This is a genomic window from Roseivirga thermotolerans (genome assembly GCF_014653175.1).
Taxonomy (GTDB): domain Bacteria; phylum Bacteroidota; class Bacteroidia; order Cytophagales; family Cyclobacteriaceae; genus Roseivirga; species Roseivirga thermotolerans.
Genome location: NZ_BNAG01000004.1, coordinates 695,294 through 706,908 on the forward strand (window position 1 = coordinate 695,294; position 11,615 = coordinate 706,908).

At 40.1% G+C, this 11,615-nt stretch carries 8 protein-coding genes; 4 read left to right on the forward strand and 4 right to left on the reverse strand.

The window, feature by feature from the left end; genetic code table 11:
• Positions 1-42: 42 nt before the first annotated feature.
• A complete protein-coding gene (locus tag IE164_RS16785; RefSeq protein ID WP_189631411.1) occupies positions 43-408 on the reverse strand; it encodes a CoA-binding protein in 366 nt (121 codons plus the stop codon).
• 96 nt (positions 409-504) lie between these two features.
• Between IE164_RS16785 and IE164_RS16790 the strand changes: the two genes are divergently transcribed.
• On the forward strand, positions 505-1,710 hold the full coding sequence (locus tag IE164_RS16790) for a thioredoxin fold domain-containing protein (RefSeq protein ID WP_189631412.1): 1,206 nt from the start codon (positions 505-507) through the stop codon (positions 1,708-1,710).
• 20 nt (positions 1,711-1,730) lie between these two features.
• On the opposite strand, the gene IE164_RS16795 is transcribed toward IE164_RS16790, so the two are convergent.
• Both IE164_RS16795 and IE164_RS16800 read right to left on the reverse strand, forming a co-directional pair.
• The gene (locus IE164_RS16795; protein WP_189631413.1) at positions 1,731-3,302 is read right to left on the reverse strand and encodes an NAD(P)/FAD-dependent oxidoreductase; all 1,572 of its coding nucleotides are present in this window, start codon (positions 3,300-3,302) and stop codon (positions 1,731-1,733) included.
• A 91-nt stretch (positions 3,303-3,393) separates the two neighbouring features.
• Entirely contained in the window at positions 3,394-4,359 is a 966-nt protein-coding gene (locus tag IE164_RS16800) for a tryptophan 2,3-dioxygenase family protein (RefSeq protein WP_189631414.1), read from the reverse strand.
• Between the two features lie 65 nt (positions 4,360-4,424).
• Between IE164_RS16800 and IE164_RS16805 the strand changes: the two genes are divergently transcribed.
• Complete coding sequence (locus IE164_RS16805) at positions 4,425-5,639, forward strand: acyl-CoA dehydrogenase family protein (protein ID WP_189631415.1); 1,215 nt, start codon at positions 4,425-4,427, stop codon at positions 5,637-5,639.
• 249 nt (positions 5,640-5,888) lie between these two features.
• Here IE164_RS16805 and IE164_RS16810 read toward each other — a convergent pair whose 3' ends face one another.
• Positions 5,889-9,020, reverse strand: coding sequence for an efflux RND transporter permease subunit (locus IE164_RS16810; protein ID WP_189631416.1), 3,132 nt, complete (start codon positions 9,018-9,020; stop codon positions 5,889-5,891).
• A gap of 360 nt (positions 9,021-9,380) precedes the next feature.
• On the opposite strand from IE164_RS16810, the gene IE164_RS16815 reads away from it, so the two are divergent.
• Together IE164_RS16815 and IE164_RS16820 are read left to right on the forward strand one after the other, a co-directional pair.
• Complete coding sequence (locus IE164_RS16815) at positions 9,381-10,568, forward strand: hypothetical protein (RefSeq protein ID WP_189631417.1); 1,188 nt, start codon at positions 9,381-9,383, stop codon at positions 10,566-10,568.
• A 406-nt stretch (positions 10,569-10,974) separates the two neighbouring features.
• Positions 10,975-11,615, forward strand: a 641-nt coding sequence (locus IE164_RS16820) for a DUF4934 domain-containing protein (RefSeq protein ID WP_189631418.1), incomplete at its 3' end; no start/stop codon positions are given.

An 11,615-nucleotide genomic window follows, 5' to 3' on the forward strand; every position in this document is an offset into this window, starting at 1 on the left:
AATGTGCGCCCCAAAACAAAGCACGAATATAAGTAAAATTGATCAGTAATTGCCCACAGAAAGCATAACTAATGTACAAGCTTCAAGACATTTTATTCCCTGCTTTTCGGCCATGTTTTTAAGTTCTTGATTTTCAGTGCCAGGATTAAAAATTATACGCTCCGGCTTAAGACCCAAAAGGTAATTGTACCACTCTTTTTGACGTTGCGGATTGATATACAGAGTTATGGTATCTACATTCTCTATCAATGGCTTATCGTATAAGTTCAGTATTTTTTCTCCAAACACTTCTCCTTCTTGTATGCCCACAGGAACAAAGTCATAACCCTTATCACTGAGCATCTGAGCTGCTTTTTGAGCGTATTTATAAGGTTTTGGCGAGCTGCCAATAATCACTGTTTTTTTCATTAACCAATATTAACGTATGTAGGTAGCACAAAAGAGGCTAATTGATTGGCAATAATTACCTTTGCCATCGTTAAAAGTTGAAACTAAGACAGAACTATGAAAGTTCATCTCACTTTATTAGGCATTTTTCTTTTCGGCTGGGCTGGAGCTCACGAGCTGGAAAGCATAGACTTTAGAGAGGTTAAGTCTCTCGCAGAGTGGGATGCAATTTTTGAAGAGGCTAAAACCAATAATAAGCTGGTTTTTGCAGATGCGTATACGGACTGGTGTGGCTATTGCAAGAAGCTGGACAAAGAGGTTTTTACAAACCCGGAGGTAATCTCTTACTTTGAGCAGCACTTTATTAACATAAAATTCAATGCAGAAACCGAATTTGGCTATCCGTTGGCCGATAAATATGGTATTGACGGCTACCCTACTATGCTCTTTCTTACGGGTGAAAGAAATGTGTTTTATCGCATTGGCGGTTTCGTTGAAGCTCCTGTGCTCATGGCGCATGGTAAAGAAGCCACTGAAAATTGGACTCTTCTGCCGGATCTGCTTCTAAAATATGATGCGGGGATAATTGAAAAAGAAGAGCAAAGGCAGCTTATAGGTATTTTATCAGCAACCGACCCCTTAAAGGCGCAGGAAGTGGCCAAAGAATTGGCCGATAGTTTTACAGATGAGGATTATATGGAGCTGGAAAACCTATGGTTACTGGCCAACTTTGAAAACACCATCAATTCACGCCACTTTAACTTTATAGCCAACAACAAGGCAAAAATAATTGAGGCCCATGGTATAAGTGAGTTTACAGATTACATGAGTGCCATTTACAACCAAAATCTTCAACTGGCTATAAAGTATGGCGATAGAGAACTGCTGGAAAAAATCGTTTCTGTGGTTATTCCGCTTTTTATTGATCAGGCCGAACTCCCGGCTGCCCAATTTGTAACTCGTTCAGTTTTTTTTGCCGAACGTGAAGAATATGACAGTTACAAGCTGGAAGTAAACAGCTATATGAACAACCACCTGGCCACTGATCAACAGCCTGATTTTGTCATAAGTACTGTGGTTGAAATTATTGAAAGCTTTGGAAGCCAGGAGTTATATGCTTTTAGCAAACAACTCCTCTCCGAATCTTTAAAAATAGAAGCCAACCGGTTTGAAACGCACGCTCTTTTAGGCTACATCAACGGTTTGCTTGGCAATTTTGACAGTGCAAATCAGTGGTTGGAAAAGGCCAAAAGTCTAGCCAAGACTGATGAGCAAGAAGGGTTTGTAGAAAACCTCAAGGAAGCCGTTCGAATGATGCAGTAGGCTCCTGATTTTTTAAAAACTTATCCGTAGGCCTTAATCAGCATATCGGCACACTTCTCGCCATCCATGGCCGCAGAAAGTATACCCCCTGCATAACCTGCCCCCTCTCCGCACGGGTAAAGCCCCCTGATCTGAATATGCTCACAGGTTTCTCTGTGTCTGGGTATTCGTACTGGCGATGAGGTTCTGCTCTCCACTCCCACAATTTGGGCTTCGTTGGTATAGTATCCTTTCATTTTTCGACCAAAAGCCTTAAAAGCAGTCCTTAGTCGCTCATGAATGGCTTCCGGAAGCACTTCATTCATATTGACACTAACTAAACCGGGTTGATAGGATGTTTCATTTAAACGAGAGGAAATTCTACCTTCCACAAAGTCAACCATTCGCTGAGCCGGTGCGGCCTGGGTTTTGCCGGCTGCTTCAAAGGCCCTCTGCTCTATTTGTTGTTGAAAAGTAAGCGCTTTAAAGGGATCGTCAACCGTCTGAATATGCGCTACATCTTCCAGCTCAATGGCCGTAACAATACCCGAATTCGCAAAGCGAGAATCACGCCTGGAAGGACTCATTCCGTTTACCACAATTTCTCCGGGAGCCGTGGCCGCTGGTACTATAAACCCGCCAGGGCACATACAAAAACTAAACACACCACGTTGTTTCTCATTGTAATAGGTCTGATGAACCAAGGCATATGAACTGGCCGGCAACCACGGTCCACGATCTACTTCACAATTGTACTGAATTCGATCGATCAATTGCTGGGGGTGCTCAATTCTAACTCCTAAAGCAAAGGGTTTGGCTTCAACAAAAACCCCTCTTTTATGAAGCAAGTGGAAGATATCTCTGGCTGAGTGACCCGTTGCCAGAATGACTCCCAGTCCTTCTATTTTTGTTCCATCGTGAATCACTACACCCTTCATCCGATCTTCCTCCATCAGGAAATCGATGACCTTCGTATCAAAGAGAATCTCTCCTCCTGAACCCAGAATGGATTGGCGGATCTCCTGAACCACTTTAGGAAGTTTGTTGGTACCAATGTGTGGATGAGCGTCTAAAAGAATATCTTCTGAGGCACCATGAGCCACCAGGATTTCCAGTGATTTTTGAATGTCTCCTCTCTTTTTGGAGCGTGTGTATAGTTTACCATCAGAATAAGTACCGGCTCCACCCTCTCCAAAACAGTAGTTGGATTCCGGATTTACCCTGTGTTCTTTGTTAATGGCAGCCAAGTCTCTTCTACGCTTTTGCACATCGCTTCCCCGCTCCAAAACAATGGGTTTAAAACCCAGCTCAATACAGCGGAGTGCTGCAAACATTCCGGCAGGACCAAACCCCACAATCACAACGGGCTCAGCATGAGATACATTGGGGTAATCTCTTTTGTAGGAAATGAGCGGTGGCAGATCTTCTTTCACAGAAACCAATGCCTCCATGTTCACCTTCACACTTCTACCACGGGCGTCAATGGAGCGCTTTAGTGGCCTCACTTTTACATCGGCCTCTTTTATTCCTGATTTTTTAATGAGTGCTTCCTCCAGCACATCAGGATTAAAGGCCTCCTCCGGCCTAAGGGTGAGTTTTATTATCTTCTGCATATAGAGTTTCTATCTCTAAAAATGGTAATCAGAAATCGGTTGATCAGCAATCAGTAAAACACCGAATACCAGACTAACTGTTTTCTGTTTTCTACTTTCTATTCAACTGCTCCAAAACCCAGTGTTTACCCCACTCCTCTTTTTCTTCTTCTGACCATATATCGGGAAAGAAAATTATTTTCTGAAAACGTGGCGGAAGGTACTTCTGCCAGTTGGTTCCTCCTGTTGCCGCAATATCTTCAGGGCTTCGCTGCAAATAGCGTACGGCAGACCGATAATGAGCCAAAGGCCAGTCTACGTTGGCCAGTAGATCGAATGCTTTGAGTTGCTCCACTATTCGATCTTCTCCGGGTTGCCCTTTGTAATGCTTTAAATATAACTGATTGAAGTTGCAGGTTTTGGTATCCTCGGCCAGTTGTAAAAACTCCTTAGAGTACTTTTCTTCGAACTGCTCTAACGTAAGTGTTTTCTTTCCTGACTTTAGCTCAGTGGCGCCCGTCTTCCAATAGATACAATCGTATAACTGATCTATGGATGCGTAATCATCAAATTCATCTCGTTTATCTTTATTCACGAGGTTTATCAGGTCGGTTGCTCCAATCTCAATCATTCGGTACTGAGCCGATTGAAAGCCGGAAGAAGGAAGAAGAGACATTCGGAACTGAAGAAACTGCTCTTTTTCCATGCCCTCTGTCATAATACTGAACGAGTGGCAGAGGTGCTCGAAATAATTATTCAGTCTTTTTAACCTTGCTTCGAAGAAAGAAACATCGGGGTGCTGTCTTTCAAAAATCTGTTTCATTTCCCAACGGCAAAGCTTAAAATAAAGCTCAGTAATCTGATGGTAGCAAATAAAGACCATTTCATCAGGGAAACTGGTTTTAGGTTGTTGTAGCCCAAGTAGGGAGTCCAGGTTAATATAATCCCAGTACTTTAAATAATCGGCATGAAGTAGCCCATCCAGGTAAGAAGCCATATCTTGCCCCATGGCTTCATATTTCTCCGAAAGCTTTTGTAATCTATCAAGTATCTTTTGGTCTATTTCCGATTGGTTCATACGTTTGCATAGGTTAAAAAGTGGGTGCAAATTTGACCACAATTCATTCAGAAACCAAATTACCTATGGCTACCGATAAAGCATCTCAAATTCAGAAATCATCCAAGCAAGATCTTTTTGAACATCCGGACTTTTACTTACTGGACGACTTGTTGAGTGAAGAACATAAAATGGTTCGCTCAGCTGTACGTGACTTCGTAAAGCGAGAAATATCTCCGTACATCGAAAGCTGGGCTGAGCATGCTTACTTCCCTTACGAGATGGTTAAAAAGTTTGGAGAAATAGGTGCTTTTGGTCCACAGTTGCCCGAAAAGTACGGCTGTGGAGGCATGGACTACATTGCCTATGGTCTGATTATGCAAGAAATTGAGCGGGGTGATTCCGGCATGCGCTCAACGGCTTCCGTTCAGGGTTCTTTGGTTATGTACCCTATTTATAAATTCGGAAATGAAGAACAACGTCAGAAATACCTCCCTAAACTAGCCTCTGGCGAGTGGTTGGGCTGTTTTGGCCTTACAGAACCCGATCACGGATCTAATCCTTCGGGAATGACTACGCACTTTAAGGATATGGGTGATCATTATCTGTTGAACGGTGCCAAAATGTGGATATCGAATGCTCCACATGCCGATGTTGCCGTAGTATGGGCTAAGAATGAGGAAGGCAGAATTCATGGCCTGATTGTAGAAAGAGGCATGGAGGGCTTTAGTACCCCAGAAACACACGGCAAGTGGTCTTTGAGAGCCAGTGCCACCGGTGAACTGGTTTTTGACAATGTAAAGGTTCCGAAAGAAAACCTCTTACCGGGCAAAAGCGGGCTGGGTGCACCAATGATGTGTCTCGATTCGGCACGTTATGGTATTGCCTGGGGCGCCATTGGAGCTGCCATGGACTGCTACGAATCGGCCAGAAGATATACCCTTGAGAGAGAGCAGTTTGGTAAACCCATTGCTTCTTTTCAGCTACAGCAAAAGAAACTGGCCGAAATGTTGACCGAAATTACCAAGGCTCAATTGCTAAACTACCGTTTAGGACAACTATTCAATGAAGGAAAAGCAACTACTGCACAAATCTCTATGGCCAAAAGAAATGCTGTGGAAACCGCTCTGAATATTGCCCGCGAAGCGCGTCAAATGCACGGAGGAATGGGTATTACTCAAGAGTATCCTATGATGAGACACATGGCAAACCTGGAATCGGTAGTAACTTACGAAGGAACCCACGATATCCATTTACTTATTTTGGGTGCAGACATTACGGGAATTCCGGCTTTCAAATAAACTCCCTTAGCTACACCTTCTTAAAAGGCTCTTAGTATAAACTACCCCGACTGCGCACAGCCGGTGAGGGAAAGGTTGTTGACAATTCAGCAACCTTTAGCTAAAAGAGACACAGCAAGGATTACATAACAGCTATAGTAAGAAGTGGTTTTAGTTTCATTGTGGTTGACATGAAAACTCAATGATAACTTGACCTCAGGATATGCCTGACCGGAGCTACTTTTACGAGGATTCTTATTCTAAGTAATGCTATCGTCTATTGTTTGTAAGCTGTTTTCTGCTGCTCAAAAAAACCGGAAGGCATAGAAACACTGCTAAAGTGGAAAACACCAGGCCTCCAATAGTTCCAATGGCTAAGGCAAACCAAAAATATTCGGACTCGCCTTCTACTAAAAATGGAATGAGCCCAAAACAGGTAGATAGAATGGTGAGCAAAATGGGTTGTGCTTTTCCCAGAACAGACCGTATAACCGACCTATTGTAGTGCTTTAGGCGGGTATTGTTTAAGTCGTTCACCACAAATATTGAGGCATTTACTACCAGTCCACCAAGCATTATAAAGGCCGCAAAGCCTCCCGGATCGAACCGAAAATCGAACAAAGAAAAGATTAGAAATAAACCAATGAATGAAATGGGTATGGTTATAATGATGTATAAAGGCTGCTTGAGATTTTCGAAAAGAATAGCACAAACAAAGAAAATACCTACCATAAGAAGCGGCAATAAGCTGTACTGTCGCTGTTTCTGTTTAAAACTAAAATATCGGTTGTTAGATTCTATACTATAACCAATTGGAAGGATCTCCTCCATTTCTTCTATACTCTTCTCCAGATATTTTCTCCCAAAATTCGAAGACCCCAAATAATCGAATGAAAGTCTTCTCAGGTATTGCCTGTCTTCTTTCTTGAGTTCATTGGCGGTTTCTTCAAAAGTTAGTGTGGCATAATCCTTTATCTTTACCAGACGTGCAGTATCTATAGGTAGAGCTTCTTGCATTAAATCCCATTTAGAGAACTCTTCAGCATTTTTAGCCTTTATATACACTGGTAGTCTTTGGTTGTTAAGGTTTGCCTCGAGAGAGCGCCCCCCCGGCTTCGTAAGATCGCCAAGTGTTTGGACAATTCTACTTCGGCTAAGGCCTGCATCGGCCAGTCGCTGAACATCGAAATTAAGCACATACTCCGATGTTTTTACACGTGAGTAGCCCAATTGTGCATTGGTATTTACTTTTTGAACCCTCACATGCTGCTCCAGTCTGTTCGCAAAAATTTCTGCCTGACGCCTAAGTTCATCATAATTATATCCTTTCATAATTACTGAATAGCTCGGAGTCTGATTACTCTCGCCTCCTACACTAAAGCCTTGGCCTATTCCAAAAATAGACCATTGCACTCCGGTTAAATCTAACGAACGTGCCTGTAGCCTCGCTTTGAGCTGGTATGGCATAGCACTGTTATCATAGGCTTCTTCAAAAGTAATTTCTATACTGCCAGAGAGATTATTCACCCGTGTCACGTACTTGTCTATACCTTCTACAGTAGTCAAGTATTCTTCTATTTTAGACATAGCATAATTGGCATCATCCAGAGTAGTCCCGAATGGTAAGCGCGCTACCACCATTAACTTAGTTCGCTCGGGCGTACTATAATAATAGCCTTCGTATACTTCGGTGACGAATTTGCGAAGGGCCCCTCCTAAAGCCTTATCTACTATGGGTCGAATATCGTCCTGATACTTATCGCTCCCGATCGTTTTATTGTACCAATCTTGCCCTTCTATTTGCACAGGCAACTGAAAAACCGGTAGACCAAAAGCCAATATAACCACCACAATAAATGCCTTACGGTAGCGCACGACAAAGCTTATAATTCGACCATAAAATTGGAAGCCTCTAACCTTTCTTCTGAGTTTACGGAATGTGAGTGCGGTCTCTTTTCTCTTGAGTTGATAACCAAAAAGGAGCTGATAAAGAGCGGGGGTAAAAAACAGGGCTATTAGCAAAGAGGTAGCCAGATTAATCGATACTACAATACTAAAGTCTGTAAGGTCCCTGCGATCTTCTTCAGGCAATAGAAGTACAACCAGCAAGGCCAGTATTGTGGTTATGGAGGCTGCCATCAGAGCCAGAAAGATTTTTGAATTCTTTTTACGATGCAGATGATCGAGCATTACAATGGCATTGTCCACAATGAGTCCAAACGATATTGTGAGTCCCGCTATACTATAAATATGCAACTCTACATTTAATGCATAGATGATGATAGCCGTAATGCACAGATTAACCAAAATACCCAGAAAAAGCGTAAACAGGTAGCGCAGATTACGATTGATAATAAAAATAAAGAGCACGAGAATAGCTATGGACATACCCGTTCGCATATAGATTTTGTCCATTTCTTCCTGAAGATACTCTGTTTCATCTTGTTCTAATCTGATCTCAACATCGGATGGTAGCTGATGTTTTAGCTCTTCAATCTGAGCCCTGACTTGTTTAGCCAGTACAATCTTATTGACTGAGGGACGGGCATATACAGACATATAAACGGCATTTTGCCCATTAATGCGTGTATAAGAAGTTGGTTCTTGTTCCTCTACATATACACTGGCAATGTCTTTCAGATAAATGGGTTTACCGGAAACAACAGCCACTTCAGTTCTCTCCAGATCGGGTATATCGGGTATTTGGGCAGTAGTCTTGAGAAAGTATTGTTGCCCACCCGGTAGTTTGGCTAAGCCTGCATACACTGCACTATTGTAACTATTTAACGCCCTGGTAATATCGGCTTTGCTCAGCCTGTACCTGATCAAAGCCATAGCATCAAAATCTATGGTTATTTGCAAAGGGTTTCCACCGCTAATTTCAATACTGTGTATATCCCTGAGCTGGCTAAGCGGTTTTCTAACATACTCCTCTACATCTTGTTGTAGCTTGAAGGGAGCGTATGGCCCGTTAATCGAAAACATGAGCATAGAACTACGCTGCTCATCCGCATCCTGTCCACCCCGTTGGTCTACCCTTGGGTAACTCATGTTCTCAGGTAGCTTTTTGTATAGGTTTCGAATAATGGCATTCACCTCGAACTTTCTAAATTCCATATCCTCCCCTTTATCGAAAGTCATGGTAATGTAGCCTCTATTGTATGCCGATGTGCTTTCTAAGGTGTTGGTGCCTTCTATTTGTGAAAGGGCATTTTCCAAAGGTGAAGTTGCCAGGCGCTCCACAATATCGGGCGAAGCATTGGGCAAGCTGTAGCTTATATGTAACGCTGGAGTTGAATATGTAGGCGTAAAATTGATGTTGAGCCCGGGAATACAGGCCACTCCAATAATGGCCAACACCAGAAAAATAATTACTACTCTAAAAGGTCTTTGTGTCTGCATTCAGGAACAAAGTAGCAAGGAAATCACAAAAATCCACCTCTCAGGGTATAATTACTCACATTCACTGATAACCTTTAAATTGACCTTAAATAGGCAAGCAATTATATTATTAAACTTTTATGGTTTTTTATATTTATTATTTGCTTTAGTTAAAAAATGAACTAATAGACTTATTTTCAATTCCGGTAAGAAAGAAGGAAGCTCATCCTGCCTTTTGGCGCAAGAGCAATTCGAGTGTCTGAATTTGTGATTCAGATGGACTTTGCACAACCAACTCTTGTACCTAAGTAAAAGAGTAAATGTTAAACCTGTCAAGTTGAGTTTAAATTTTAGCTCAGCTTGACTTTTCTACTTTAGATAATGAGATATTTACCGATTCTATTAATCCTCTTATTTTCCTGCAGAGAAAATGATAAAAGAGCAACAGTTCTTTATGAACCTAACTCTGTTAAAAATGTTAAACCAGAAATCGTTGATACAATCTCTTTTGAGGAAAATTATACTTATATCAATGCTGTTATAGGCATATCTGACATTAACAATAACCTTCAAGGGTTTTGGGCTCACGATGGCAAAGGTTTGTCAATATTTAAATATGATAAGGAAGGAAAAATTCTGAACAAAATTTCACTACCAACAATTAACGAACCGTATGGCTTAAATAGAATAACAGATTTTAAAATTATAAATGAGGATTCCATCTTCGTCTATGATGGAGAGTTCTCCAGACTTAACTTGGTTAATTCACAGTCTGAAATTATTAACAGTTGGAAAATTCATCAGTATGTGGAAGAAATTTCACCCGAATTTTCTAATGAAATAGTGGATTTATATTTAAATAAAACGAATGAGCTGATTTTAGAATTAAGCGGATATAGCAATATATATTATACTTCTGACCCTAACTTCTTTGAAAAAAATACACTTCTCTATCAAATCAATTTAACCACCGGAAAGGTGAAAAGTGGCATAAAATATCCGCAGAATAGTCCTTACAAAAACTACCTTTTCTGGAGTGGTATAATACCATACATTAGAAAAATTGACTCGACCTATCTTACAATTTTTGCACATGACGAACACCTATATTTCCATGGCCAAAACCTTGAATTAATTTCTAAGTATTCAACACTACCTACTAATTTTCCACGGGGTCGTGGAAATGAATGGGGCACTAAACAGAAAATGAATTATGCTAGAATAAATCGAAAATTGAATGGTTATAATTTTAAAATAAAAGAACCTTTTGAAACGAAAAATGGAAAACTTTTAGGTAGAGTCTATTCTGCACCTTTAGGTGACAACCCCAGTATTCCAGACGACATGCAAAGCTTCATGAAAGATAATTTTAAATCTAAATATTACTTACAAATATTTAATCTCAATAATAATATTCAAAAAATATACAATGATATTGAGATAGGCTACTTAAACCTGGGTAACCTGATTTTTATCGATAAAAATGAATTCTACTATTTCCTTGAAAACAATCCGAACAGAGAGAGCTATCGAATATTTAAGGTACAACTTAAAGAAATAACCACTTGAGGTTGTATTAGGCTCTCCCTCCCCCTTTTAAATAGTTTCTAGTTTAGATAATTTGAAACTATTTTTAGCCTAATGAAAAGCACCACACTATTACTCAGTCTTTCTTTGTTTATACTATGGCTATCAAATTCGAATTTGTTTGCTCAATCTTCAAATCCAGAACCATGGTTGGCATCAAGCGAATATTCACTAGTTTGGGCATATACTAGTTTAGATTCAATAGAGAGACATGGGTGCTGTGTAGAATCATCCGAAGACAACGCATGTAATTTAACAGTGCAGACTGATCAAAGTCTTTGTAAAGCAGGAAGAACAATAGGTTTTATGAAAATTTGGGATATAGAAACCAAATAATCTGAGTAACTGGGTTCCATAAATGAAACCCATTCTTTTCAATTTATTTATTATGAGAAATACTTTATTTATCTGTTTAATTATTCTATCCATTGGCTGTAGCGATAAAAATTCGATTAACACTAATCAAATTTTTGCCATCGAAATAGATGAGAGTAATATTAACCAAGAGTTAGACATCTCGAATATATTTGATTCACTGAGGGTTACTCCACTTGATTATAAGACAGGGTTTATTGGTAAAATTGAAGGCATCGAATTCTTTAACAATAACTACTTTATTCACGATAGCTCTGTTGATCAAATATTAATCTTTGATCTTGAAGGCAATTATCAAAATAAAATCTATGCGCAAGGTCCTGGACCAGAAGAATATGGAACTATAAACTTCTTTGATATAGATAAGTCAAATAACCAAATTGTGATTTTTGATATCTCTATGGGAGCGTTATCTTATTTTGATTTTACAGGTAAATTTTTAGAAAAAAAACATTTAAAGGCGATTTGCAGAGATTTTTCAATAACAAAGTCTGGAAATATTATATGCTACTCACCAGATGAAATCTTCGAAAATAACGATAAGATATATCAACCAGGTATATTCTTGATTTCGAAAAATGGAAAAATCATTGACTATCAAGAACTAGGAAATACAGGTTTCATACCTATGCTCCCTGGAAAAAGTCTCATAGA

Bases quoted from the DNA above. Each gene is read 5' to 3' on its own strand.
- IE164_RS16785 (WP_189631411.1), bottom strand. From the start codon at position 408: ATGAAAAAAACAGTGATTATTGGCAGCTCGCCAAAACCTTATAAATAC.
- IE164_RS16790 (WP_189631412.1), top strand. From the start codon at position 505: ATGAAAGTTCATCTCACTTTATTAGGCATTTTTCTTTTCGGCTGGGCT.
- IE164_RS16795 (WP_189631413.1), bottom strand. From the start codon at position 3,302: ATGCAGAAGATAATAAAACTCACCCTTAGGCCGGAGGAGGCCTTTAAT.
- IE164_RS16800 (WP_189631414.1), bottom strand. From the start codon at position 4,359: ATGAACCAATCGGAAATAGACCAAAAGATACTTGATAGATTACAAAAG.
- IE164_RS16805 (WP_189631415.1), top strand. From the start codon at position 4,425: ATGGCTACCGATAAAGCATCTCAAATTCAGAAATCATCCAAGCAAGAT.
- IE164_RS16810 (WP_189631416.1), bottom strand. From the start codon at position 9,020: ATGCAGACACAAAGACCTTTTAGAGTAGTAATTATTTTTCTGGTGTTG.
- IE164_RS16815 (WP_189631417.1), top strand. From the start codon at position 9,381: ATGAGATATTTACCGATTCTATTAATCCTCTTATTTTCCTGCAGAGAA.